At 73.5% G+C, this 25,072-nt stretch carries 25 protein-coding genes; 15 read left to right on the forward strand and 10 right to left on the reverse strand.

The features are described from left to right. The first annotated feature begins 11 nt into the window (after positions 1-11). Positions 12-866: a HipA family kinase gene (locus ACI79C_RS04265; protein ID WP_456944377.1), complete on the forward strand. Its 855-nt coding sequence runs from the start codon at positions 12-14 to the stop codon at positions 864-866. Continuing rightward, positions 863-1,255, forward strand: coding sequence for a DUF3037 domain-containing protein (locus ACI79C_RS04270; RefSeq protein WP_456944378.1), 393 nt, complete (start codon positions 863-865; stop codon positions 1,253-1,255). Before ACI79C_RS04265 ends, ACI79C_RS04270 begins: the two co-directional genes overlap by 4 nt. An 11-nt stretch (positions 1,256-1,266) precedes the next feature. Here ACI79C_RS04270 and ACI79C_RS04275 read toward each other — a convergent pair whose 3' ends face one another. Continuing rightward, on the reverse strand, positions 1,267-1,638 hold the full coding sequence (locus tag ACI79C_RS04275; protein WP_456944379.1) for a nuclear transport factor 2 family protein: 372 nt from the start codon (positions 1,636-1,638) through the stop codon (positions 1,267-1,269). 172 nt (positions 1,639-1,810) lie between these two features. Here ACI79C_RS04275 and ACI79C_RS04280 point away from each other — a divergent pair, with 172 nt between their 5' ends. Next, the gene (locus ACI79C_RS04280) at positions 1,811-3,466 is read left to right on the forward strand and encodes a fibronectin type III domain-containing protein (RefSeq protein WP_456944380.1); all 1,656 of its coding nucleotides are present in this window, start codon (positions 1,811-1,813) and stop codon (positions 3,464-3,466) included. Between the two features lie 22 nt (positions 3,467-3,488). Here ACI79C_RS04280 and ACI79C_RS04285 read toward each other — a convergent pair whose 3' ends face one another. The 6 genes from ACI79C_RS04285 to ACI79C_RS04310 form a co-directional block, all read right to left on the reverse strand. Beyond that, positions 3,489-3,782: a 4a-hydroxytetrahydrobiopterin dehydratase gene (locus ACI79C_RS04285; protein ID WP_456944381.1), complete on the reverse strand. Its 294-nt coding sequence runs from the start codon at positions 3,780-3,782 to the stop codon at positions 3,489-3,491. Positions 3,783-3,861: 79 nt separating this feature from the next. After that, the gene (locus ACI79C_RS04290) at positions 3,862-4,572 is read right to left on the reverse strand and encodes a phosphoadenylyl-sulfate reductase (RefSeq protein ID WP_456944382.1); all 711 of its coding nucleotides are present in this window, start codon (positions 4,570-4,572) and stop codon (positions 3,862-3,864) included. Next, a complete protein-coding gene (locus ACI79C_RS04295) occupies positions 4,569-4,742 on the reverse strand; it encodes a hypothetical protein (RefSeq protein ID WP_456944383.1) in 174 nt (57 codons plus the stop codon). Before ACI79C_RS04295 ends, ACI79C_RS04290 begins: the two co-directional genes overlap by 4 nt. Before the next feature lie 10 nt (positions 4,743-4,752). Further along, positions 4,753-6,423, reverse strand: coding sequence for a nitrite/sulfite reductase (locus ACI79C_RS04300; protein WP_456944384.1), 1,671 nt, complete (start codon positions 6,421-6,423; stop codon positions 4,753-4,755). A 238-nt stretch (positions 6,424-6,661) separates the two neighbouring features. Beyond that, positions 6,662-7,264 (reverse strand): adenylyl-sulfate kinase, encoded by a 603-nt coding sequence (cysC, locus tag ACI79C_RS04305; protein ID WP_456944385.1) that lies wholly within the window; start codon positions 7,262-7,264, stop codon positions 6,662-6,664. 49 nt (positions 7,265-7,313) lie between these two features. Further along, on the reverse strand, positions 7,314-7,796 hold the full coding sequence (locus tag ACI79C_RS04310; protein WP_456944386.1) for an RrF2 family transcriptional regulator: 483 nt from the start codon (positions 7,794-7,796) through the stop codon (positions 7,314-7,316). Between the two features lie 26 nt (positions 7,797-7,822). Between ACI79C_RS04310 and ACI79C_RS04315 the strand changes: the two genes are divergently transcribed. Then, positions 7,823-8,584, forward strand: coding sequence for a (deoxy)nucleoside triphosphate pyrophosphohydrolase (locus ACI79C_RS04315; protein WP_456944387.1), 762 nt, complete (start codon positions 7,823-7,825; stop codon positions 8,582-8,584). Between the two features lie 83 nt (positions 8,585-8,667). Here the strand turns inward: ACI79C_RS04315 and ACI79C_RS04320 are convergent, their stop codons facing one another. Further along, positions 8,668-8,838, reverse strand: a complete 171-nt coding sequence (locus ACI79C_RS04320) for a CsbD family protein (RefSeq protein ID WP_456944388.1) — start codon at positions 8,836-8,838, stop codon at positions 8,668-8,670. A gap of 353 nt (positions 8,839-9,191) precedes the next feature. On the opposite strand from ACI79C_RS04320, the gene ACI79C_RS04325 reads away from it, so the two are divergent. The 7 genes from ACI79C_RS04325 (at position 9,192) to ACI79C_RS04355 (ending at position 16,430) form a co-directional block, all read left to right on the forward strand. Further along, on the forward strand, positions 9,192-10,808 hold the full coding sequence (locus ACI79C_RS04325; protein ID WP_456944389.1) for a peptide ABC transporter substrate-binding protein: 1,617 nt from the start codon (positions 9,192-9,194) through the stop codon (positions 10,806-10,808). Between the two features lie 146 nt (positions 10,809-10,954). Further along, a complete protein-coding gene (locus ACI79C_RS04330; RefSeq protein ID WP_456944390.1) occupies positions 10,955-11,878 on the forward strand; it encodes an ABC transporter permease in 924 nt (307 codons plus the stop codon). Beyond that, on the forward strand, positions 11,871-12,842 hold the full coding sequence (locus ACI79C_RS04335) for an ABC transporter permease (protein ID WP_456944391.1): 972 nt from the start codon (positions 11,871-11,873) through the stop codon (positions 12,840-12,842). Before ACI79C_RS04330 ends, ACI79C_RS04335 begins: the two co-directional genes overlap by 8 nt. Continuing rightward, positions 12,839-13,891 carry an ABC transporter ATP-binding protein gene (locus ACI79C_RS04340; protein WP_456944392.1) on the forward strand — a complete coding sequence of 351 codons (1,053 nt, stop codon included), beginning with the start codon at positions 12,839-12,841 and terminating at the stop codon, positions 13,889-13,891. The genes ACI79C_RS04335 and ACI79C_RS04340 overlap by 4 nt, the downstream gene beginning before the upstream one ends. 70 nt (positions 13,892-13,961) lie before the next feature. Then, a complete protein-coding gene (locus ACI79C_RS04345) occupies positions 13,962-15,032 on the forward strand; it encodes an ABC transporter ATP-binding protein (RefSeq protein WP_456944393.1) in 1,071 nt (356 codons plus the stop codon). A gap of 106 nt (positions 15,033-15,138) precedes the next feature. Continuing rightward, entirely contained in the window at positions 15,139-16,029 is an 891-nt protein-coding gene (gene mshB, locus ACI79C_RS04350) for an N-acetyl-1-D-myo-inositol-2-amino-2-deoxy-alpha-D-glucopyranoside deacetylase (RefSeq protein ID WP_456944394.1), read from the forward strand. Further along, the gene (locus ACI79C_RS04355; protein ID WP_456944395.1) at positions 16,026-16,430 is read left to right on the forward strand and encodes a hypothetical protein; all 405 of its coding nucleotides are present in this window, start codon (positions 16,026-16,028) and stop codon (positions 16,428-16,430) included. The genes mshB and ACI79C_RS04355 overlap by 4 nt, the downstream gene beginning before the upstream one ends. Here ACI79C_RS04355 and ACI79C_RS04360 read toward each other — a convergent pair. Further along, on the reverse strand, positions 16,387-17,139 hold the full coding sequence (locus ACI79C_RS04360; protein WP_456944396.1) for a GNAT family N-acetyltransferase: 753 nt from the start codon (positions 17,137-17,139) through the stop codon (positions 16,387-16,389). The two genes, ACI79C_RS04355 and ACI79C_RS04360, sit on opposite strands and share 44 nt — an antisense overlap. A gap of 161 nt (positions 17,140-17,300) precedes the next feature. Here ACI79C_RS04360 and fdxA point away from each other — a divergent pair, with 161 nt between their 5' ends. The 3 genes from fdxA (at position 17,301) to ACI79C_RS04375 (ending at position 23,069) form a co-directional block, all read left to right on the forward strand. Then, a complete protein-coding gene (gene fdxA / locus ACI79C_RS04365) occupies positions 17,301-17,627 on the forward strand; it encodes a ferredoxin (protein ID WP_344689634.1) in 327 nt (108 codons plus the stop codon). Positions 17,628-17,659: 32 nt separating this feature from the next. Beyond that, positions 17,660-18,745 carry a succinyldiaminopimelate transaminase gene (gene dapC / locus ACI79C_RS04370; protein WP_456944529.1) on the forward strand — a complete coding sequence of 362 codons (1,086 nt, stop codon included), beginning with the start codon at positions 17,660-17,662 and terminating at the stop codon, positions 18,743-18,745. A gap of 163 nt (positions 18,746-18,908) precedes the next feature. Further along, complete coding sequence (locus tag ACI79C_RS04375; RefSeq protein ID WP_456944397.1) at positions 18,909-23,069, forward strand: nSTAND1 domain-containing NTPase; 4,161 nt, start codon at positions 18,909-18,911, stop codon at positions 23,067-23,069. Positions 23,070-23,126: 57 nt separating this feature from the next. On the opposite strand, the gene ACI79C_RS04380 is transcribed toward ACI79C_RS04375, so the two are convergent. Then, a complete protein-coding gene (locus ACI79C_RS04380) occupies positions 23,127-23,822 on the reverse strand; it encodes a hypothetical protein (protein WP_456944398.1) in 696 nt (231 codons plus the stop codon). A gap of 99 nt (positions 23,823-23,921) precedes the next feature. Here ACI79C_RS04380 and ACI79C_RS04385 point away from each other — a divergent pair, with 99 nt between their 5' ends. Continuing rightward, positions 23,922-25,055, forward strand: a complete 1,134-nt coding sequence (locus tag ACI79C_RS04385; protein WP_456944399.1) for an alpha/beta fold hydrolase — start codon at positions 23,922-23,924, stop codon at positions 25,053-25,055. Positions 25,056-25,072 lie beyond the last annotated feature (17 nt).

The following is a 25,072-nucleotide window of genomic DNA, read 5'->3' on the forward strand; positions in this document are numbered from 1 at the left end:
TTGGGCGCACTGTGCTGCCCGCCGTCACCGCCACCCGCTACGTCGTCCCGCTGCGCGAGGGTGGCTCCCTGCCCGGTCTCATGGAGGCCGACGACCTCGGCACCTACGTGGTCAAGTGGCGGGCCGCCGGGCAGGGCGTGAAGGTCCTGGTCGCCGAGGTGGTCTGCGCCGAGCTGGCCCGCGCGCTGTCGCTGCCGGTGCCTGCGCTGGTGACCGTGGACGTGGCGCCCGAGCTGGCCGTGGGGGAGCCCGACCCCGAGGTGCAGGAGCTGCTGCAGCGCTCGGCGGGGGTGAACCTCGGCCTGGACTACCTGCCCGGGGCGCTGGACTTCGAGGCCGGCGTCGCCTCGGTGGCGCCGGAGCTGGCCGGCCGGGTGCTGTGGTTCGACGCGCTCATCGGCAACGTCGACCGCTCCTGGCGCAACCCGAACATGCTGTTCTGGCACGGCCGCCTGCAGCTGATCGACCACGGCGCGGCGCTCACCTTCCACCACAACTGGCCCGGCGCCGCCGCCGCGGTGGCCCGGCCCTACGACGCGGGCCAGCACGCGCTGGTCGAGTGCGAGCCGCGGGTGGCCGACGCCGACGCCGCCCTCGCGCCGCGGGTCACCCGGCCGGTGCTCGAGGCGGTGCTGCGGCAGGTGCCCGACGGGTGGCTGGAGGGCCCCACCCCGGAGGAGGGCCCGGACGCCGTACGCACCCGCTACGTCGACCAGCTGCTGGCCCGGCTGGCCGCCCGGGACGCGTGGCTGCCGCCGCTGGTGGCCACCGCCGCCGCGGGCGGGACGCGCCGCACGGCCCGCCGTGGCGAGAACAGGCCGTCGTGGCTGGGCCCCCCGCCGCCGGAGGGGGTCACCCAGCGATGAGCCGGGACACCTTCGAGTACGCGGTGCTACGGGTGGTGCCGCGCGTCGAGCGGGGGGAGGCGCTCAACGCCGGGGTGCTCGTCTACTGCCGGCAGCGCGACTACCTGGGGTCCCGCGTGCACCTCGACGTGGCGCGGCTGCGGGCGCTGGACCCCACCGCCGACGCCGGCGCGATCCGCCAGGCGCTGCAGGCGGCCGCCGACGTCTGCGTGGCCGACCCCGCATCCGGCGCGGCCGGCCGCGAGGCGCTGGGCTCCCGGTTCCGCTGGCTGACCGCTCCGCGCAGCACCGTCGTCCAGCCCGGCCCGGTGCACACCGGCCTCACCGAGGACCCGGACGCCGAGGCCGACCGGCTGCTCCGGCTGCTGGTGCTGCCCGTCGAGGCCTGAGACCGCCCGGCTCAGGCCGGGGGGAGCGGGCCGAAGAAGCCGACGATCCGGCGCAGCGCCCCCTCGTCGTCCAGCTCGCCGAAGTCGGTCCCCTCGAGCGCGACCGAGCCGTCGGGTGCCACCATCCGCCAGGCGAACCGCACGTAGCCGTCGTGCTCGTCGACGCCGCTGACGACGTCGATGTGGGCGCCGGGGTTCCCCTCCTGGAAGGACCCGATCAGCGCCGCGAGCCCGTCGCGGCCCTCGACGCGGGACAGCGGGTCGCAGTAGACGCCGTCCTCGGCCCAGCACGTCGCCAGCAGGGTCCGGCGCGCGGCCGCGTCGGGCTCACGCCACGCTGCGGCGTACCTCTCGACGGCTGCGCTCCCCAGGGTCAGCGTCACGCCCGGCACGCTAGGGGGACCGGAGGCGCCGTCGGCAGGGGCCAACGACCCGCACTCGACCGCTCCACCCGCCGCGGACCCGTTCGGGTGAGAGTCCCCCCGGTGCCCTCCGGTTCCCGGCGCGCAGCGCCGAGACAGAACCGGACACGACCGCTCCGGCCACAGGTGGGACATGACGCACGGGCCCAGACGCACCTCCCGGTTGCTCCTCGGCGCGCTGGTCGGCCTGACCGCCGTGCTGGGGGTCTCCGACCTGGTCGCGGCGCCGCCGGCGTCGGCGGCGACCCTGACCGCACCCTCGGCCGTCATCGCCTTCGGTGACCGGTCGCTCACCCTGGCCTGGCAGCCGGTGCCCGGCGCGACCCGGTACCGGGTGCAGTACAGCACCAGCTCGACGTTCCAGGCGCCGGTCACGAAGGACGCGGGGACCAGGACGTCGCTGATGGTCACCGGGCTGCAGAACGACCGGCGCTACCACGCGCGGGTCGTCGCGGTCGCCGGACCGGTCAGCAAGGCCGGGCGGTCGCTGTCGGCGACCCCGGACAGCGGCTACCCCCGCGAGCTGCGGGTCACCGCCGTCCCGGCGGGCACGGACAGGATCCGGGTGAGCTGGACCGGACAGGGCAGGGCGACGAAGGTCGGCGTCCGGGCGGGCTCGAACTCGCTGCTCACCCGCGAGGTCTTCACCACGGCCTGGTACCCGGCCACGACCACGTCGGTGGTCCTCACCGTGCCGCCGTCCCTCCGGGCCCAGCTGGGCACCGGCTCGGGCAACCCCATCTACGTCAAGGTGGCGACGTACAACTCGCCGGCAGCCGGCCAGGCCATGCCCGACCGGAGCAACAGCGCGGCCTCCTACCGGCTCTCCGCTCCGGGGACGCGGGTCCAGGCCTCGCCCGTCGCGCCGGCGGGCAGCCGGCTGCGGGTGGCCACCTACAACGTCAAGACCGTGACCTCGAGTGCGGCCCTCCCGGGTCGCACCTGGCGGGACCGACGGCTCGCCGTGGCAGCCGGGATCGCCCGCTCGGGCGCGGCCGTCGTGGCCGTGCAGGAGCTCACCGGGGCCGATGCCGGCCTCGGGAACGGCACCAAGCAGTGGGAGGACCTGCGCGACCTGCTCGCCCGACCCGGGTACGGCGGCTACGCCCTCGCGACGACGGGCATGCCGCCGGCCCGCGTGGGGGTGCCGCGGACGACGGTGGGTGACCACCTCTTCTACCGCCCCGATCTGGTGACGCGTGAGGCGGCCGGCCTGGTGTCACCCCGTCACGACCTGCGCGTGGCCTGGACGTCGTCCGCACTGGACCACTTCTCGGCGTGGGGCAGGTTCCGGGTCCGGACGAGCGGCCGGCCGTTCTACGCGGTGTCCGTGCACCTGCCCGTGGACGTCGCGACTCCCGACGACCAGCGCGCGCTGCGGGTGCGGATCGTCTCGGCTATCGAGGGCTTCGTGGCGGCGAAGGCCGGCCGGCTGCCGATCGTGCTGGCCGGTGACCTCAACTCGCACGTCGCGAAGACGCCGAACGGGCCGGAGACCTGGCTGCGGACCAGGGGCTACTACGACGCGGCGGCCAGCCTCAGCCGGGCCAACGACCGCGTCCACACCGCCAACAGCCCCGGACAGGTCGACAACCTCGCCACACCGGGCTTCCCGTCCCGGCCGCACCTGGCGAAGTACACCGCGCAGCGCATCGACTACATCATGGTCAAGAACTCACCCGGCTCCTGGCGCTACGTCAACCAGTTGGTGCTGGTCGAGGGGCTCTTCGACCGCCGGTACCAGGGGTCGGACCACAACCTGCAGTGGGCCGAGGTCGGCATCCGCTGACCCCCGGCTGCGCGGCGGGCGCTCAGCCGGGGAGGAGCACGTCGATCCGGCGGGCGAGCTCCAGGTCGAGCTCGGTCACCCCGCCGGCGGAGTGGGTGGCCAGCGTCAGGTGCAGGGTGCGCCAGCGCAGGTCGACGTCCGGGTGGTGGTCCATCTGCTCGGCGACGAAGCCGATGCGCACGATCGCGGCGACGGCGTCCGGGAACCCGGGCAGCTCGACGCTGCGCCGGATCCCCGCGCCGTCCCCGCTCCACAGCGGCAGCCCGGCGAGGGCGGCGGCCAGCTCGTCGGGGGAGAGCAGCGGCGGTCGGGGCACGGCGGTCAGTGTGCCGCGCCCGACGGCCTCGCCGCAGGGCCCGCGGCGCGCGGAGGGTGGGGTGGGACGAGGCCGTCCGTCAGAGGTGCAGACCGCACTCGGTCTTGGTGCGCCCCGCCCAGCGGCCGGCGCGCGGGTCCTCGCCCGGGGCCACCGGACGGGTGCAGGGCGTGCAACCGATGGAGGCGTAGCCGATCTCCTGCAGCGGGTTGACCGGCACCCGGTGCTCGGCGATGTAGGCGTCGACGTCGTCCTGGGTCCAGGCCGCCAGCGGGTTGACCTTCACCATGCCGCGCTTGGCGTCCCAGTCCACGAGCCGGGTGCCCGCGCGGGTCGCCGCCTCGTCCCGCCGCACCCCCGAGCCCCACGCCACGTAGCCGGCCAGCGCCTCGGCCAGCGGCCGGACCTTGCGCAGCGAGCAGCACAGGTCGGGGTCGCGCTCGTGCAGCCGCGCGCCGTGCTCCGCGTCCTGCTCGGCGACGGTCCGCGGCGGGGTGACGTTGACCAGCGTGATCGGCAGGACGCCGCTGATCCAGTCCCGCGTGCCGATGGTCTCGGCGAAGTGGTAGCCGGTGTCGAGGAAGACCACGTGCACGCCGGGGACCGCCCGCGAGGCCAGGTGCGCCAGCAGCCCGTCGGCCATGGACGACGTGATCGCGAAGCCGTCCCCGAAGGTCTCCCCGGCCCACCGCAGCACGGCGAGGGCCTGCTCCACCGGGTCGGTGATGCCCTCGAAGCGGGCGTCGGCCTCTCGGGCGAGCTCGGGGCTCGGCGCGATCGCGGTCGTCATGGGTGCTGGACTCCTGTCCCGGTCAGCCGGACGGTGAAGGTCCGCAGGCAGGCGGCACAGTGCCAGTCGCCCCCGTCCCCGTGCGGGGTGAGCTCCTCGTCCCCGCAGTACGGGCAGAAGAACACCGGCAGGTGCCGGCGGCTTCCGCCGCCCGCCTCCTCCTCGGTCACAGCAGCCCCGTCACAGCAGCCACGACTCCTCGGCCCGCGCGACGTAGGCGGCGAAGCCCTCGCCGTCCTCCCGCCGCTGGAGGTACCCGCGCAGCACGCGCTCGCAGTAGTCGGCGGTCTCGGCCTTGGTGACCTTGTGCCCGCGGAACTTGCGGCCGAAGGAGGCCTCGGTGCCGAGGTGGCCGCCCAGGTGCACCTGGAAGCCCTCGACCATCTCGCCGGAGTCGTCGCGCACCATCGAGCCCTTGAACCCGATGTCGGCGGTCTGGAACCGGGCGCAGCTGTTGGGGCAGCCGTTGACGTTGATGCCGATCGGCACGTCGAAGTCAGGCAGCCGCTTCTCGAGCTCGGCGTAGAGGTCCTGGGCGTGCTGCTTGGTCTCGACGATCGCGAGCTTGCAGTACTCCAGGCCGGTGCAGGCCATCGTGCCGCGGCGGAAGGCGCTCGGCCGGACCAGCAGGTCGTGCTCGGCCAGCGCGGCGACCAGGTCCTCGACCCGCTCGTCGGGCACGTCGAGGATGACCATCTTCTGCTGGGTCGTCGTCCGGGTCCGCCCCTGCCCGTACTCGTCGGCGAGGTCGGCGATCCGGGTCAGCACGGTGCCGCTGATCCGGCCGGTGCGCAGGGCGAAACCGACGGCGTTGCGGCCGTCCTTCTGCCGGGCGACGCCGACGTGGTCGCGCGTGCCGTGCTTCGGGGGCGCGGCCGCCGGGCCGTCGGGGAGGGGCTGGTGGAGGTACTCCTCCTCCAGCACCTGGCGGAACTTCTCCGGGCCCCAGTCGGCCATGAGGAACTTGATGCGGGCGCGGTTGCGCTGCCGGCGGTAGCCGTAGTCGCGGAAGATCGAGGTGCACGCCGCCCACACGTCGGTGACCTGGTCGGGCCGGACGAAGACGCCGACCCGCTGGGCGAACATCGGGTTGGTCGACAGGCCGCCGCCGACCCACAGGTCGTAGCCGGCCTCGCCGGCCTCGTTGCGGACGCCGACGAAGGAGACGTCGTCGATCTCCGGCTCGGTGCAGTGGTCGACGCAGCCGGACATCGACGTCTTCCACTTGCGCGGGAGGTTGCTGAACTCGGGGCTGCCGACGTACTTCGCGACCGTCTGCGCCATGACCTCGCTGGCGTCGAGGACCTCGTCCTCCAGGACGCCGGCCAGGGGGCAGTTGAGCATCCCGCGCGGGGTGTCGCCGCAGGCCTCGGTCGTGGTGAGCCCGACCGCCTCGAGCCGCCGCCAGATCTCCGGGACGTCCTCGATGCGGATCCAGTGGTACTGGATGTTCTGCCGGTCGGTGACGTCGGCGACGTCGCGGCCGAACTCGGTGCTGATGCCGCCGATGGTGCGCAGCTGGGCGCTGGTCAGCGACCCGCCGTCGGTCCGCACCCGCATCATGAAGTACGAGTCCTCGAGCTCCTCGGGCTCGAGCACGGCGGTCTTGCCGCCGGGGATGCCCTGCGCCCGCTGGGTGTAGAGGCCCATCCAGCGCATGCGCCCGCGCAGGTCGCTCGGGTCGATGCCGCCGAAGCCGGTGTGCGCGTAGATGTCGAGGATCCGCTGACGGACCTCGAGCCCGTCGGAGTCCTTCTTCATCCGCTCGTTCGGGTTGAGCGGCTCCCGGTAGCCCAGCGCCCACTGGCCCTGGCCTCGCTGCGGGCGGTTGCTGGTGCGGGGGGTGGTCACGAGGGCACTTCCTTCTGCGCCGTCCGTCCGGGCGCGGCACCGGGACGGGGAGGGGCGCTGCCAGATCGGGAGGTCGCAACCAGGGGCTGCGAGGGGACCGGGGTGTCAGCGCGCGGCGCGACAGATTGCGCTGCTCACCAGCGCGAGGTCGACGTGACGGCGCGCGACGAGGAACAGTCCGCGATCGGTCACGCGCTCCATGGTCCCACACGCGGGCGCACCCGCGGCGGGCTGTGACTCAGGAGACAGGGGCGGCGGCCCCCTCCCGGGGCCCGCCCTGAGCGTGCGAAGGGTGGGGAGGAGGGGGTCCGTCCACCATGGCGTCGCGGATGCGGGCGACGGACTCCGCCAGCGGCGTGACGGAGGTGTCGATGACCAGCTCGGCGCGCGCCGGCGGCTCGTACGGGTCGTCGATCCCGGTGAAGCCGGGGATCTCTCCTGCCCGGGCGCGGGCGTACAGCCCCTTGACGTCGCGGTCCTCGCACACCTCCAGGGGGGTGGACAGGTGGACCAGCACGAACCGACCGTGCTGCTCGACGAGTGCCCGGGCCTCCTCGCGGGCCGCCTCGTAGGGAGCGATGGCCGCGACGACGACCGTCCCGCCGTGCTTGACGACCTCGCCGGCCACGAAGCCGATCCGCCGGATGTTGAGGTCGCGGTGCGCGCGGGAGAAGTCGAGCTCGCTGGACAGGTGGGTGCGCACGACGTCGCCGTCGAGGACGGTGACCGGTCGTCCCTCGGCCTCGAGGTCGGCGACGAGGGCGTCGGCGATCGTGGACTTCCCCGCGCCGGACAGCCCCGTGAGGAACACGGTGACGCCGCGCTGCTGCGTGCCTGCCATGCCGCCAGTCTCGCCCAGGGGTCGGCGACGTCGCGGACCCGGGCGGGGATCAGTCGGGGCGGTCCTCGGCGAAGGACCGCCACGCCTCCTCGAGCGCGGCCAGCTCGGCCACCGGCCCCGGCAGCTTGCCGGCGACCACGTCGGCGAGGGTGACCTCCTCCAGCACCCGCCGGTAGGCCTCCCGGGCCGCGACCCACACCGACGCCAGCGGGGCGGCCGTCCCCGGGTACTCGACGTCCTCGGGCCGCTGGCCGTGCACCTCGGCGAGGAAGCCCTGCTCGACGCGCATGACGCGCGCGATGGAGACCTCCTCCGGCGGCAGCGCGAGCCGGTAGCCGCCCTCCCGGCCGCGCTGACTGGTCACCAGCCGGGCGTGCTGCAGGTCGCCGAGGATGGACTGCAGGAACCGGCCGGGGATGTTCTGCGCGGTGGCGATGCGGTCGCAGGTGAGGGCGCCGGGCGCCGCGGCGGCCAGCTCGACGGCGGCACGGACGGCGTAGTCGACCCGGGCGGTGATGCGCACGACCGCCATCCTGCCCTGTCTGGGAGGGTGTGCCGGTGTCCCAGCTGCGATTCACCACCCTGGTGGATGCGCCGCTGACCGTGTCGTTCGACGTCGCCCGCTCCCTGGGCCGCCCGTGGCCGGTGCCGCTGGAGGAGGTCGTCTCGCTCCGGCCGGTGCGTGACGTGTACGCCGGAGCCCCCGGTCGCGGGTGGCGGTGGCTCACCCACTCCCGGCGGTTCACCGCGACCGCCGCCGGCACGCTCGTCGAGGAGCAGGTGGACTGGGCGACCGCCCTGCCGCGGCCGGTGGGCCGGGTGCTCGACCGGGTGCTGCGCCGACGGGTGCTGCGGTCGATGCGGGCCCACCTCGACGCCTACGCCGCGGCCGCGGCCCGGCGCGCGCTCGACGTCGTCCAGGTGGTGGGGGCCGCGCTCGTCGAGGGCGACCGGGTGCTCGTGGCGCAGCGCTCGGGCGGTCCCTACGACGGGTTCTGGGAGTTCCCCGGCGGCAAGGTCGAGCCCGGCGAGGACGACCTCGCCGCGCTGGTGCGCGAGATCGGCGAGGAGCTCGGGGTCGTCGTCGTGCCGCAGGCCTTCGTGGGCGAGGTGGTCCTGGACGGCGTCGTCGCCGGAGGGCTGCCGGGCGCGTCGACGCTGAGGGTGTGGTGGGCGCGGATCGCCGCGGGGGAGGAGCTCACCGCGCACGAGCACGCCGAGCTGCGCTGGCTCACCGCCGACGAGCTCGAGGGGCTGGACTGGATCCCGGCCGACCGTCCGCTGCTCCCGGCCGTGCGGGCCCTCCTCGCCCGCCTCTGACACGCCGCGGACGCCGCCCCGGGGAGTCCGGGACGGCGTCCGTGGTGACGTGCTGGAACGGCCCCGCTGCAGGGCCGGCTCCCTTACTTGAAGACGTCCTTGACCTTCTCGCCGGCCTGCTTGAGGTTGCCCGACGCCTGGTCGGCCTTGCCCTCGGCCTTCAGGTCGCGGTCGCCGGTGGCGTCGCCCGCGGCCTCCTTGCCCTTGCCGGACAGCTCCTCGGCCTTGTTCTTCATCTTGTCCATGCCGCTCATGCCGGACTCCTCTCGTCGGTCGGGTGGTGTGCTACCCCGACCGGGCGATCCCGACACCCCGGCTCGCAACTCGGCGTAAGTATTCCGGCCGGAGGTGACCACAGCCGCAACTCCTGCGGTGGACGGAGGGGGTGGGCCGCGCAAGCGAGATTCCACCCTGTGAGATCCTGAGCCGAGGTCACAAGTCGGTGACGGTCGTGGACGCTCTTCGCGGGCCCCGCCTAACGTCGCCCGACGTACCGGCCAGACTCGGTACCTGTCCGCACGACCACCGGCTGTCCGGCCGCAGGCGCTGGATGCTGGAGAACCAGTCCGTTCCCCCCGCGCCACGCGGGACGAGGGAGGCATTGCACGTGAAGTTGAGCAAGCGCTCTGCTGCGCTCATCGCGACCGGGTTGTCCGGCGCGATGCTGCTGTCCGCCTGTGGCGGCGACGACGAGGGCGGCGGCTCCGGGGCCAGCGCCGACGGCGGCACCTTCAGCATGTACATCGGCGAGCCGGAGAACCCCCTCGTCCCCGGCAACACCACCGAGAGCGAGGGCGACCAGGTCGTCAACTCGCTGTGGACGGGTCTGGTCAAGTACTCGCCCGAGGGCGAGGTCGAGTTCACCGGTGTCGCGGAGTCGATCGAGTCCCAGGACAACCAGAACTGGACGATCACGCTGAAGGACGGCTGGACCTTCCACGACGGGACGCCGGTAGACGCGCAGTCCTTCGTCGACGCGTGGAACTACACCGCCAACCCCGCGAACGCCCAGGACGGCGGCTCGTACCTGTCCCGCATCGCCGGGTTCCAGGAGCTGCAGGACGGCGCCGCGCAAGAGCTCTCCGGCCTGGCCGTCGTCGACGACCGGACCTTCACCGTGCAGCTGAGCCAGCCCTTCTCGCAGTGGCCGGCGGTCGTGGGCTACAACCCCTTCTACCCGCTGCCGGACTCCTTCTTCGAGGACCCGGAGGCCTTCGGCACCCGGCCGATCGGCAACGGCCCGTTCCAGGCCGAGGAGGACTTCGTCCCCGGTGAGGGCGTCACCCTGACCCGGTACGACGACTACGCCGGCGACGACAAGGCGCAGGCCGCGTCGGTCCAGTACATCGTCTACGCCGAGGTGGGCACCGCCTACACCGACGTCCAGGACGGCAACCTCGACATCGTCGACGTCATCCCGCCCGACGTGATCGACTCGGCGCGCGACGAGTTCGGTGACCGGTTCATCGAGACCGAGTCCTCGCAGATCACCTACCTCGGCATGCCGACCTACGACCCGCGCTTCGCCGACAAGCGGGTCCGCCAGGCCATCTCCATGGCCGTGGACCGGCAGGCGATCAGCGACGCGATCTTCAGCGGCACCCGCGCCCCGGCGGACTCCTTCATCCCGCCGGTCCTCGACGGCTACCGCGAGGGTTCGTGCACCTACTGCACCCTCGACGTCGACCGGGCCAACCAGCTCCTCGACGAGGTGGGCTTCGACCGCAGCCAGCCGGTCGAGCTGTGGTTCAACTCCGGCGCCGGCCACGACGCCTGGATGGAGGCCGTCGGCAACCAGCTCCGGCAGAACCTGGGCGTGGAGTTCGTGCTCCAGGGCAACCTGGACTTCGCCGAGTACCTGCCGCTGGGTGAGGAGAAGGGCTACACCGGCCCGTTCCGGTACGGCTGGAGCTTCGACTACCCGAGCGCGGACAGCTACCTGACCCCGCTGTTCAAGCCCGAGTCGTTCCCGCCGCTGGGCTCGAACTACTCCTTCTACGACAACCCGCAGTTCAACGAGCTGGTGCTCCGTGGTGACCAGGCGTCGACGACCGAGGAGGCCATCGCCGACTGGCAGGCCGCCGAGGACCTCCTCGCCGAGGACATGCCGTTCGTCCCGATGTTCTTCACCGAGATCCAGTCGGTCACCTCGGAGAACGTCGACAACGTGCGGCTCGACCTGTTCCAGCGGGTCGTCGTCTCCGAGGTCACCGTCACCAGCTGACCTCACCCGCAGGACCCGCACCACCCGCCGGGGGCGCCCGTTCTGACCAGGACGGTCGCCCCCGGCGGCGCGCGTGCCCCGTACCGGGCACGATGGAACCCGTGTCACCGGAGGACCTGCGGTGACACGACGACCCGAGGGGGAACATGGGCCGCTACGTCGCGCGCCGCCTTCTGCTCACCATCCCGGTACTGCTCGGGGCATCGTTCCTGATCTTCACGATGGTGTACGCGCTGCCCGGCGACCCGATCCGCGCCCTGGGCGGTGACCGGCCGCTCTCGCCGGCCGTCGTCGCCGAGCTCCGTGAGCGGTTCCACCTCGACGAGCCGCTGTGGGCGCAGTACTGGGAGTACCTGAAGAACCTGTTCCAGGGTGACCTGGGCACCGACTTCCGCGGCCGGCCCGTGCTCGACACCATCGAGCGGACGCTGCCGGTCACGATCAAACTCACCATCGTCGCCATCGTCTTCGAGGCGGTCATCGGCCTCATCGCCGGCGTGCTGGCGGGCATCCGCCGCAACAGCTTCTTCGACAACCTGGTGCTGGTCTCGACGACGCTGATCGTCTCGATCCCGATCCTGGTGCTGGCCTTCGTCGCCCAGCTGCTGTTCGGCCTCGAGCTCGGCTGGTTCCCGATCGCCGGCACCCGCGAGGGCCTCTACAGCTACATCCTCCCCGGCCTGGTGCTGGCCTCCGGCTCGCTGGCCTACGTCGCCCGGCTCACCCGCACCAGCGTCGCGGAGAACCTGCGCGCCGACTACGTCCGGACGGCGAGGGCCAAGGGCCTGCCCAACCGGACGGTCATCGTGCGGCACACCCTCCGCAACAGCCTGATCCCGGTGGTCACCTTCATCGGCGCGGACATCGGCACCCTGCTGGGCGGCGCGATCGTCACCGAGTCGGTGTTCAACCTGCCCGGCATCGGCCGGGAGGTCTTCGACTCGGTCCGTTCCCAGGAGGGCGCGGTCGTCGTCGGCATCGTGACCCTGATGGTCTTCTTCTTCATCTTCTTCAACCTGGTGGTCGACGTGCTCTACGCCGTCCTCGACCCGAGGATCCGCTATGACTGATCAGCAGCAGATGGACCTGCGGCACGACGAGGTCGAGGCCGGCACCACCACCGGGCTGGCCAGTCCGTCGGTCGACGTCACCGAGGCCCGGCAGAACAGCCTGTGGAGCGACGCCTGGGGCGAGCTGCGGCGCAACCCGCTGTTCTGGATCGGCGCCCTGCTCGGCCTGCTCTTCCTGCTCATGGCGATCGTCCCGCAGCTGTTCGCCCGCGGTGCCGACCCGCGGGCCTGCGACCTGGCCAACTCCAAGGCGCTGCCCTCGGCCGACCACTGGTTCGGCTTCGACACGCAGGGCTGCGACTACCTCGCCAACGTCGTCTACGGCGCCCGCAACTCGCTGATCATCGGTGTCTTCGCGGTCCTCGTCGTCCTCGTGCTCGGCGTGATCGTGGGCGCGATCGCCGGCTACTTCGGCGGCGCCACCGACGGCGTGCTGTCCCGGATCGCCGACATCTTCTACGCCCTGCCGCTCATCCTCGGCGCCCTGGTGCTGCTGCGCGTCGGCCCCTCGACGGACCTGCCGATCATCAGCGACCGGGGGCCCGGGGCGGTCGCGCTCGCGCTGGCGCTGTTCGGCTGGATGACGGCGATGCGGTTGGTCCGCTCGCAGGTCATCGCGGTCAAGAGCTCGGACTACGTGGCCGCGGCCCGGGCCATGGGCGCGTCGAACAGCCGGATCCTGGTGCGGCACATCCTGCCCAATGCCGTCGCGCCGGTGCTGGTCTACACGACCATCACCATCGGCGTGCTCATCGCCGCGGAGGCCACGCTGACCTACCTCGGGGTGGGGCTGCAGCGGCCGGCGATCTCCTGGGGGCTGCAGATCGAGGCCGGGCAGGAGTCGATCCGGAGCGCCCCGCACCTGGTGCTGTTCCCCAGCATCGTCCTGACCCTGACCGTGATGGCCTTCATCATGATGGGCGACGCGCTGCGCGACGCCCTGGACCCGAGGCAGCGCGCATGACCCGACCCGACCTGTCCTCCAGCACCGCCGCGGCGCCCGCAGTGGGCTCCCCGGTGCTCGAGGTCGACGACCTCCACGTCGAGTTCCGCACCCGCTCCGGTGTGGTCAACGCCGTCAACGGCGTGAGCTACAGCCTGGCGGCGGGGGAGACCCTCGCCATCCTCGGCGAGTCCGGCTCCGGCAAGTCGGTCTCCGCGCAGGCGATCATGGGCATCCTCGACAGCCCGCCCGCGGTCATCACCGGCGGCGGGATCTGGTTCGACGGCAAGGACCTGCTCGAGCAGTCGCCCGAGGAGCAGCGGAAGGTGCGCGGTCCGGGGATCTCGATGATCTTCCAGGACGCGCTGTCGTCGCTGAACCCCGTGTACAGCGTCGGCTACCAGATCGGCGAGATGTTCCGCGCCCACCGCGGGATGTCGAAGAAGGACGCCAAGAAGCACGCGGTCGAGCTGATGGACCGCGTGCGCATCCCGGCGGCCGCCTCGCGGGTGGACGACTACCCGCACCAGTTCTCCGGCGGCATGCGCCAGCGCGTCATGATCGCCATGGCGATCGCCCTGGACCCCCGCGTGCTCATCGCCGACGAGCCGACCACCGCCCTCGACGTCACGGTGCAGGCGCAGGTCATGGACCTGCTCAAGGACCTGCAGCGGGAGACCGGGATGGGGCTCATCCTCATCACCCACGACCTGGGCGTGGTCAACGAGGTCGCCGACAACGTGGCGGTCATGTACGCCGGCCGGATCGTCGAGCGGGGCACCGTGGACGACGTCTTCTCCAACCCGGCACACCCCTACACCGACGGGCTGATGAGCTCGGTGCCGCAGGTGGAGGCCAAGGGTGGCCGGCTGCGGCCGATCGCCGGCCAGCCGCCGAACCTGGCCGCCATCCCCGGCGGCTGCCCCTTCCACCCGCGGTGCTCGCGCCGCCGGCTGGGTGCCGCCGCGGCTCCCGGCCGGGAGTGCGCCACCGACGTGCCGCCGCTGCGCCTGGTCGTCCCGGGCCGCGAGGCGGCCTGCCACTACAGCGAGGAGGTCCTCGGTGTCTGACGACAGCTCCGGGAGCATCGCAGCGCGGAACGAGCGAGGAGCGGACCGGGGCGCGGAGTCGGACCGGGGGGTGGTGTCTGACGACCTGCCCACCGGCGCCACCGCGGCGACCGCGGCCCGGCACGGCGCCACCGGCGAGACGCTGCTGGAGATCCGCGACCTGAAGAAGCACTTCCCGCTCACCCAGGGGGTCGTCTTCAAGCGGACCATCGGCCACGTCCGGGCCGTGGACGGCGTCAACCTGACCATGCGCCGGGGTGAGACCGTCGGTCTGGTCGGCGAGTCCGGCTGCGGCAAGTCGACGGTGTCCAAACTGCTCGTCGCGCTGGAGAAGCCGACGGCCGGGTCGATCGTCTACAAGGGCCGCGACGTGGCCAAGCTGGGCGGCCGGGCGCTCAAGGACTACCGCCGCGAGGTCCAGATCATCTTCCAGGACCCGTACGCGTCGCTGAACCCCCGGATGACCGTGGGCGACATCGTCGCCGAGGGCTGGTCGGTGCACGCCGACGTCGCCCCGAAGAAGGGCCGGCTGCAGCGGACCCAGGAACTGCTCGACCGGGTCGGCCTCAACCCCGACTACGTCAACCGCTACCCGCACCAGTTCTCCGGCGGTCAGCGGCAGCGCATCGGCATCGCGCGGGCGCTGGCGCTGCGGCCGGAGATCATCGTCTGCGACGAGCCGGTGTCGGCCCTCGACGTCTCGGTGCAGGCCCAGGTGGTCAACCTGCTCGAGGACCTGCAGGACGAGTTCGGCCTGTCCTACCTGTTCATCGCCCACGACCTGTCGGTGGTGCGGCACATCTCCGACCGGGTCGCGGTGATGTACCTCGGCAGCATCGTGGAGGAGGGCACCGACGAGCAGGTCTACACCTCGCCGTCGCACCCCTACACGCAGGCGCTGCTGTCGTCGGTGCCGCTGCACGAGCCGGCGCTGCGCGGGCAGAAGGACCGGATCCTGCTCCAGGGCGACGTCCCCAGCCCGGCCGACCCGCCCTCGGGCTGCCGGTTCCGCACCCGCTGCTGGAAGGCCCAGGACATCTGCGCGGAGGAGGCCCCGGCGCTCGTCGACCGCGGCCAGGGACACCCGTCGGCGTGCCACTTCGCCGAGGCCCGCATGGTCGTGCCTGTCGACGCCGAGTGAGCGGCCCCCTCGCGATCATGGAGTCCGGGAGTGGACGCGCCGTCGGCCGGCGGGGTGTCGCATCCGGGACTTCATGATCGCGGAGGCTCAGGGAGAATGCCTCGCCGTGACCGCTGACCGCCGCCTGCTGCTCGTGCACGCCCACCCCGACGACGAGACGATCAACAACGGGGCCACGATGGCACGTTACGTCGCCGAGGGGGCGGCGGTCACGCTGCTCACCTGCACACTGGGTGAGGAGGGCGAGGTCCTCGTCCCGGAGCTGGAACTGCTGGCCGCCGACCACGCCGACCAGCTCGGCGGCTACCGGATCAGCGAGCTGCGGGCCGCCATGGAGGCCCTCGGGGTCACCGACTGGCGCTTCCTCGGCGGCCCCGGCCGCTACCGGGACTCCGGGATGATGGGGACCCCGGCCAACGACAAGCCGCGCGCGTTCTGGCGGGCCGACCTCGACGAGGCGGTCGCGCACGCGGTGGCCGTCGTCCGCGAGGTGCGGCCGCAGGTCGTCGTGACCTACGACGAGAACGGCGGCTACGGCCACCCCGACCACATCCAGGCCCACCGCGTGGCCATGGGCGCGGTGGACGCCGCCGCCGACGCCGGGTACCGCCCCGACCTCGGCGAGCCGTGGGAAGTCGCCAAGGTCTACTGGTGCTGCATGCCGCGGTCGGTCCTGCGCGAGGGGATCGAGGCGATGCGTGCGCTGGGGGAGGCCTCGCCCTTCGACGACCTCGGCGACGTGGAGGAGGTGCCGTTCGCCGTCCCCGACGAGCAGGTCGCCGCCGCCGTCGACGGACGGGCGTACGCCGCGCAGAAGGACGCCGCCATGCGCGCCCACCCCACCCAGATCACCGTCGACGGCCCGTTCTTCGCACTGTCGAACAACCTCGGCCAGGAGGTCCTGGGCACCGAGTACTACCGGCTGGTCCGCGGTGAGCGCGGCCCGGTCGGGCCCGACGGCAGGGAGGACGACCTGTTCGCCGGCCTCTCCGGATGATCCGGCGCACCGGGGCCGCGCTGCTGGTCGCCGCGGTGGCCGGGTGGCTGGCGCTGGTGGAGGTGTTCTGGCTGCCGCTGCGGGTGGCCGGCGTGCCGGTGCCCGTGTCGGTCGTGGCGGCCGTCGCCGGCAACCTGCTCCTCGTGCCGCTGGCCGCCCGGCTGACCGGCTCCCGGATGGCGGCGGCCCTGCCGGCGCTGGTCTGGCTCGCCGTCGCCGTCGCGGGCAGCATCCGCCGCCCCGAGGGGGACCTGCTGATCACCGGTGGCGGGTTCGCCGGCGTCGTCAACCTCGCCTTCCTGCTGCTGGGCGTGGTCGCCGCCGCCTTCGCCGTGGGGCGGGTGCTCGCCGCGCCGGTCAGCCGGCCGCGTACCGGTAGTGGTAGCGGTGGTGCTCGATGAACCCGGCCTTCCGGTAGAGCGCCCGGGCGGGCGCGTTGTCCGACGCGACCTGCAGGTACACCCACTGCGCCCCGCGCTGCGCGCCCCAGCGCTGCAGGGCGGCCATGACGGCGGTGGCCAGGCCGCGGCGCCGGTGCTCCTCCTCGACGGTGACCGCGGCGACCCCCAGCCACCCGTCGGTGAGCACGCCGCGCGCGACGGCGGCCAGCGGCGCCGGCGACGGGTCCAGGCGCACCGAGGCGAAGACGACGTCCTCGGCGTTGGTGAGCACCGCGCGGGCCGACGGCGGCAGCGGCCGGCCGCGGTGGCGGTAGCCGGCCAGCCAGGCGTCGTCAGGCGCGGGGGAGAGGTCGACGGGGACGCCGTCCGCCGGCGGGACGGACAGCGGCGCGGTGAGCACGAGCACGTCCTCGTCCCGCTCCCACCCAGCGGCGGCGAACGCGGTGTCGGCGGTCCGGGACTGGCGGCCGGGCAGCATGGCGCACGGGCGCAGGCCGCGCTCGGCGTACCAGGCCGCGACGGCCGCCACCGCGTCCGGCAGGGCCCTGCCGGGGTCGCCCACGACCAGGGCCGAGTTGGCCCGCCCGGTGAACCCGCCGCCCGCCCGCAGCAGCCACTCGCCCAGGGGCGCCTCCTCCGACCCGCGCCAGCCGCGGGCGGCGAGGCGCTCGAGGCCGGCGACGTCGAGGGGCGAGCGGCTCTGTCCCATGGCCCGATCCTGCGTCCCGCGCTGCAGGCTCCCTCCGCGGGGGTGCCCGGCGGGCCACCCGTCGCGCTCGGTGCCCGGGGGACGGGCCATACTGATCGCGCGAACGACGACCCCGGCGTGCCCGGCGGTCACTGCCTGCGCGTCCCCGGGAGGGAACCTCCGTGACCTACGTCATCACCCAGCCCTGCGTCGACGTCCTCGACAAGGCGTGCATCGACGAGTGCCCGGTGGACTGCATCTACGAGGGCGACCGGATGCTCTACATCCACCCCGACGAGTGCGTCGACTGCGGTGCCTGCGAGCCGGTCTGCCCGGTGGAGGCCATCTACTACGAGGACGACGTCCCGGACAAGTGGAAGGACTTCTACAACGCCAACGTGGAGTTCTTCTCCGACCTGGGCAGCCCCGGCGGCGCCGCGAAGACCGGCAAGATCGCCAAGGACCACCCGCTCGTGGCCGCGCTGCCGCCCCAGGCGGAAGGGCACTGACGACCACCGTCGAGGGGACGGCGGCCGGCCGGCTGCCGGACTTCCCCTGGGACTCACTGGCCGGTGCGCGGGCCAAGGCGGCCCGGCACCCCGGCGGCGTCGTGGACCTCTCCATCGGGACGCCCGTCGACGACACCCCTGAGGTGCTCGCGGCGGCGCTGGCCGGTGCCGGCAACGCCCCGGGCTACCCGACCGCGCTGGGCACCGCCGACCTGCGCACGGCCGCGGCGGAGTGGCTGCGGCGCCGGCTGGGCGTCCATCTGGCCGACCCCCTGGGCGCCGACCCGTCGGTCATCCCGACCATCGGCTCCAAGGAGCTGGTCGCGCTGCTGCCCACGATGCTGGGCCTGCGCGGCGGTGGGACCGTCGTCGTCCCCGAGGTCGCCTACCCCACCTACGAGGTGGGCGCGGTGCTGGCCGGCCTGGCCGTGCGGCGCACCGACACGCCGCCGGACGACGCGACCGGCATCGTGCTCGCCTGGCTGAACTCGCCGGGCAACCCGCACGGGCGGGTGCTCCCCGACGAGCAGCTGCGCGCCTGGGTGGAGTGGGGCCGGGCGCACGGCATCCCGGTGGTCGCCGACGAGTGCTACGTCACGCTGGGCTGGGACGTCACGCCGCGGTCGATCCTGCACCCCGAGGTCGCCGGGCCCGACCACACCGGCCTGCTGGCCGTGCACTCGCTGTCCAAGCAGTCCACCGCGGCGGGGTACCGGGCCGGGCTCCTGTCAGGCGACCCGGCGCTGGTGCGCACGGTGTGGGAGGTCCGCCGCCACCTCGGGCTGCTGGTGCCCACCCCCGTCCAGGTCGCCATGACCGCCGGGCTGGCCGACGACGCGCACGTCGACGAGCAGCGGGAGCGCTACCGCGCTCGCCGCGAGCAGCTGGCCGCCGCCGTCCGCCGGGCCGGTGCCCGCATCGACCACTCCGAGGCCGGGCTCTACCTCTGGGTCAGCCGGGACGAGGACTGCTGGACGACGATCGACTGGCTGGCCGGGCTGGGGATCGTCGCCGCCCCGGGCGTCTTCTACGGCCCCGCGGGGGCGCGGCACGTGCGGATGGCGCTGACCGCCGCCGACGACCGGATCGCCGCTGCCGTGGAGCGCCTGGCGGGCTGAGCGCCGGGGGCGCCCGAGGGCGTCGGACACGGCGCGGGGCCCGTCCACGAGTGGCCGACCCGGCTGACGGACCCGAGACCGATGGTGGTCGGTGCGTGACGCACGTCCGGCCCGCGGCGCAGCGCAGAGAGCATTGACCCCGTGGCCCCGTGCCGACACGCTGATGATCTCGGCGGCTCGGGGAGGCGCTGTGGCGAGGGTGTTCATCAGCCACGCGACCGAGGACACCACGCTGGCCGGAGACGTGCAGCGGTGGCTGACTGCCGACGGCCACGAGACCTTCCTCGACCGGGACGCCCGAGACGGTGTCCGCCTCGGGGATGAGTGGGAGCAGCGGCTCTACGAACGGCTCCGCTGGGCCGACGCGATGGTCTGTGTGATGACACCCGCCTACGTGGCGTCGACCTGGTGCACCGCAGAGGTGGGGATCGCGCGGTCCCAGGGGGTCCGGTTGCTCCCCGTGCGCACGGATCCGCGCATCTCCCACCCGCTGCTCCACTCGGTGCAGCAGGTGGATCTCACAGCAGGCGCGGCCGGCGCCCGCGCCGCACTCGCCGCGGCGCTGCAGTTGGTGGACGTGGTCGGGGGGCTCGGCTGGTCGGACGACCGGGAGCCCTACCCCGGACTCAGACCGTTCTCCAGCGACCTGCGCCGCGTCTTCTTCGGCCGGGGAGCCGAGATCGAACAGCTCGCCTCGCTCCTGCGCTCGCCGGCGCACCATGCCGAGACAGCGGTCCTGCTCGTCGTCGGGCCGTCAGGGTGCGGGAAGTCGTCGCTGGTCCGAGCCGGCCTGCTCCCGGTCATGGGGGAGGAACCGGACTGGTGGACCGTGCCGCCGATGCTGCCCGGGACGGACCCGGTCGGCGCACTGGCGAGGGAGCTGGCCGGCGCGGCACGGGAGCTCGGCCTCGGTTGGTCCGTGGCGGACGTGCGAGACCGACTGGACGAGCGAGGACTGCGAGAACTCGTCGACGAGGTGCTCCTGGCGGTGCCGGGCCCGCGGCGACGGCACGTGCTGCTGGTCGTGGACCAGTTCGAGGAGCTGCTCACCCAGGCCACCGCCGCGCAGCGCGCCCACTTCGCCGGTGTCCTGGAACCGGCTCTGGCGGGGTCGGTGACCGTGGTGGCCACGCTGCGACCGGAGTTCCTCGATCGGCTCCTCGTCGACCCGGGTCTGGCGACACTGCCCACCCATCCGTACACGCTGCGCCCGTTGCGGGCCGAGGCGTTGCGTGACGTCGTCGGAGGTCCCGCCCGGGTGGCCGGCATCGGGATCGACGACGGCCTCGTGAGCCGGGTGGTGGCTGACACGGACGGCGGCGAGGCCCTGCCGCTGCTCGCCTACACCCTCGCGGAGCTCGCGCACGGTGTCCGGCGCGGTGGGCGGCTCCTCATGAGCCGGTACGAGCAGCTCGGCGGGGTCCAGGGCGCGATCAGCCGGCAAGCCGACGCGGCTCTCGGCGAGGCGCAGGAGACCGGCCGTCGGGACGGCCACCAGGTGATCAAGGAGCTGCTCCGGCTGGTCACCGTGGACGAGCAGGGGCGGCCCACCCGGTGGCGTGTCAGCAGGGCCGACCTCCCGGCGACCGTCGTGGACGAACTCGAGCCGTTCGTCGCACGGCGGCTGCTCACCACCGACCGCCACGACGGGGACACGGTGCTGGGGGTCGCCCACGAGGCATTCCTCTCCGCCTGGCCACCGCTGGCCGCCGCGATCGAGGGCGCGGCGGCGGCGTTGCGGGCGCGGCGGCAGATCGAACAGGCAGCGGCCGTGTGGGCCGGCGGTGGGCGGGATCCGGTGCGGCTGTGGGAGCGCGGTCAACTGGCGTCGGCTCTCTCGGACACGGGAGCGCACATGCGGGGGAGCGGCCGGCTCGCGCAGAGGAGTGCGCAGACCCCGGGCGGGGTCGCGCGTCACCGCCCCCACTGGCCGATGGGTCGTCGGGTGCTGGTCACGGACCGGGTCGACCTCAGCCCGACGGCGCGGGAGTTCCTCACGGCCAGCACCCGACGGGACCGGTTCCGCCGCCGCCGTGCGACCACGGTCCTGTCCCTCCTCCTCGGGATCGCCGTGTTCGCGGCGGGGGTCGCGTACGTGCAACAGCGCACCGCCACTCACCAGCAGACGGTCGCCACCGCCCGCCAGCTCGCGGCCACCGCCGTCTCGATCGAGGACACCCACCTCGATCTGGCTCAGCTCCTGGCTGTCGAGGGATACCGGCGGAACCCGGACACGCAGACGCGGGCGGCACTCTTCTCGGCCACCACGGCAAGCCCCCGGCTGGTCCGGTACCTGCACGCGGACGCGGAGGTCTCGGTCGTCGCTGCGTCCCGCGACGGTGCGGTCCTCGTTGCGGGGACGGAATCAGGGCGGTTGCACCGATGGACCCTGGGTGATCCAGGACGGGCGCAGGAGGTGGCCCGTCTCAGCGGGGAGGTGACCTCGGTCGGGGTCAGCGCCGACGGCACCGTGGTCGCGGCCACTGACGGCTCGCAGGTGGCGATCTGGGACGCGCAGGGCGGAGGCGCCTCGTCGTGGGTCCCGTCGGAACCAGGCATGAGCCCTGTGGCCGTCGGCATCTCCCCGGCAGGCAGATGGCTGGCTGTTGCCGGGCGTCACGCGTCGGACCAGTTCGGGTCACCCCCGACACTGACGGTCGAGGATCTGCTGACCCACCAGAGCACGGTGACGGTCCTGGCCACGGGGGCCACTGATCTGGTGTTCCCCGACGAGAGCCAACTCGTCGCGGTGGACATGGCTCATGGCACATGGCAACGACTCGGTCTGTCACCGCTGACCACGGTCACCACCTCCGGCCAGAGCCTGACGGGTGCGCACGAGTACGCAGCGGCCATCTCCTCCGACGGTGGGTACTTCACCTGGACGAACGCGAGCCGGGAGATCCCGGTCTGGACGACCGCGACGGCTGCCGACTCGGACCGGCCCGATCTCGTCGCGGTCGCGCCGGGCCGATCGCCCGAGGCTCTCGCCGTGTCGCCGGGGGGCGGGATGATCGCCGTCGCGGACGCAGGTGCGGTCTACCTGTCCCGGACGGGGGCGTCCTCCGCTGCCTCGGTGGCGCTGGACGTCCTCACCGGGAACTCCTCCGTGAACCCGGACGGCCTCGTGTTCGTCGGTGACCACGGCGAGGCCCTGGCATCGGCCAGCGGGAACTCGCTCGCGCTCTGGGATCTCGACCAGCTCGGTCGGATCGGCAAGGCGCTGCCTGTGCCGGTGCCCGCGGCCTGTAACGCCTGTCCCGGCCCCGAGGTCCTCGTCAGCCCCGACGGTCGGGGGGCCGCCGTGATCGACGGTTCCGACGCCACCCTCGCAGTCGCGGCCGGTCCGTTGAGGGCGGATCCGTCGTCACGGTCCCTGCGCTTCCTGTGGCTGTCGGGCGTTCCGAAACCGTTCGGCGCGGTCCACTGGTCCGAGGACTCGGCGAAGCTGCTGGTGCAGGTCCCGGACGACGCCACGGTCCGGGTGACGGTCGAAGCGCCGGACGGGCAGGTCGTCCAGACCGTCCCCGCCCCCTCCGGTGACGACCCCGTCTCCCTCCCTCTGCTCCGCCCCGGCGATCCCGAGATCGTGCTGGTCCCCCCGGACGGGCGGTCGGCCGATGGCGTCACCTCGGCGATGACCCGGGCGAGGGACCTGCTGGACGAGGCGCTCCAGGCGTACCCGGACGAGCGTGCGCAGGCGGCACGGATGGTCTTCGACGCCTCCGTCTCTCGGGCGGCGTCGGTGGTCACCTCCTGGACCGCGGAAGGGGATCTCAACTCGGACGTCTGGCTCGTCGACGTGGGACGAGGGGCCGTTGACGTCGTCCCCGTCGGAGACGCTGTCGGCGTGGCGTTCACCCGGGATCGGCTGCTCGTCTCGCGAGGGGACGGGCCGCTCGAGATCCGTGACACGTCGGGCCGCCGGGTCCTGGCGACGGCACCCGGTGGCGGTGCGGACACGCAGGCGCTCGCCGGGGCGGTCGGTTCGAACCTGGCGGCCCGCCTCCGGCAGGACGGCACCATCGTGCTGCTCGATGCGAGCCGAGGAGCGGTTCTGGGCTCGCTCGGAGAGCCGTCACCCGTTCACTACGGTCTGGCTCCCGGCTTGGCCTTCACGCCGGATGGGCGCTACCTCCTCGTCGCACTGCCGTACGAGGCCAGCGTCGCCGGGACAGGCGAACTGCGTCAGTACGTGACCGCATCCGATGCCTGGGTCCGCATCGCGTGCGAGACCGCGGGCCGTGTCATGACACCGACCGAGTGGCGGCAGTTCGTCGACATGGCCGTACCGACAGACCTCGGCTGCGGAGAGCCGAGCTGATCTGTCGGGTCCACGCACACCGTGCGTCGTCGTCGCAGTCGACCCCCGAGGGGAGGGTCACTCGCAGGAGAAGGCGGAGCCGTCCTGCGCCGCGAGGGCCTGCGCGAGTTCCACGGCCATCTCCTGCCACTGCTGGTACGCCTCGGGGAACCCGCTCAACTGGACGGCCTGGGCGGAGTCGGTCAGTCGGCGGGCCTCCCACCCGGGCACCTGCACCAGGCCGTCGTAGAACTTGCCGGCCGCGTAGACCGGGTCCTGCACCTGCGCCGGGGTGCCCCAGCCCTGCGACGGGCGCTGCTGGAACAGCCCGAGGGAGTCCCGGTCACCGTAGTCGAGGTTGCGCAGCCGTGACTCCTGCATGGCCGTCGCCAGGGCGATGACGACGGCGCGCTCGGGGAGGCCACGGTCGTACCCGACCTGCGCGATCGTCCGGGCGTGGGCGATCTGCTCGCCGGTGAGCCGGACGCCGGTTGCGGGCAGCGTGCACTCCGCGGTCGCCATGGGGGTGTCCTCGTCGCCGGCGGTCGCCGACAGGGCGACGAGCACGATCACGGTGAGCAGCGCCGCGAGCCAGGCCCAGGAGGCCGCCGTCCGGCCGCGTCCGCCGCGGGCCAGGGCGCGCCGCGCCGACGCCGGACGCCGTCCCGGGGAGGGCCGTCGTCCCGACGAGGGACGCCGGGTCGGCCGTCGGGCCGCGGCCGGGCGGCGGGCAGCCGGCGACCGCTGCACCGTCCCGCTCCGCCCGCTGGTCATCTGGTCGACTGTAGGTGCCGGACCTGGACGCGCGGTGGTGTCGCGACGAGGTGTCGGTCGTTAGCGTGTCGGCGCGCCGACGCCCCGTGAGGAGACCCGATGAGCGACGTCCTGCTGCCCGGCACCACCGCCACGCGCGTGCCGACCGGGCGGCTGACCCAGAACGTGCTGCACCCCGCCGGCGTGGACCCGGCCGGTCCGGGCGAGACGGTGCTGTTCGTGCACGGCAACGTGAGCTCGTCGCTGTTCTGGCAGCAGCCGCTGCTCGCGCTGGCCGAGACGGGCCGGGTCACACCGATGGCGGTCGACCTGCGGGGTTACGGCGACACCGACCCACTCCCGATCGACGCCCGCCGCGGGGTGCGCGACTGGGCCGACGACCTCGCCGCGCTGGTGGAGACGCTGGGGCTCGACCGCGTGCACCTGGTCGGCTGGAGCATGGGGGCCGGCGTCGTCCTGCAGTACCTGCTGGACGCACCCGAACGGGTCGCCTCGGTGGCGCTGGTCGCGCCGATCTCGCCGTACGGGTTCGGCGGCACGGCCGGCCCGGAGGGGCGGCGGCTGTCCGAGGACGGGGCGGGCGCCGGCGCCGGGGCGGCCAACCCCGCGTTCGTCGCCGCCCTCGCCGCCGGGGACACCACGGCCGACGAGCCCACCAGCCCGCGGTCGATCCTGCGCGGGTTCTACGTCGCACCGGGGTCCCTGCCGCTGGACCCGCAGCTCGAGGACGCCTTCGTCACGGCCATGAACAGCACCCGCACCGGCGAGGACCACTACCCGGGGGACGCCGCGACCAGCCCGACCTGGCCCGGGGTGGCGCCGGGCTCGCGCGGCGTGCTGAACACGATGGCGCCCACGGTGTTCGACCTCTCGGGGATCGTGGACCTCGCCGACAAGCCCCCGGTGCTGTGGATCCGCGGGGACGCCGACGCGATCGTCTCCGATGCCTCGCTGTTCGACCTGGCACAGCTCGGCGCCCTAGGCGCGGTGCCGGGCTGGCCGGGTGAGGAGGTCTGCCCGCCGCAGCCGATGGTCACCCAGACCCGCGCCGTGCTCGACCGCTACGCGGCCGACGGCGGCGCCTACCGCGAGGTGGTGTTCCCCGGCGTGGGCCACTCGCCGCACGTCGAGCGCCCGCAGGAGTTCGTCGTGGCGCTGCTGGAGCACCTGAGCTCCCCGGCGGCCGCGCCGTCCAACACGCCGGAGACCCCCGGCCCCGGTGACATCGGGTGAGGACCCCGTCGGGGGCC

It is taken from the genome of Geodermatophilus sp. SYSU D00697, assembly GCF_054050175.1.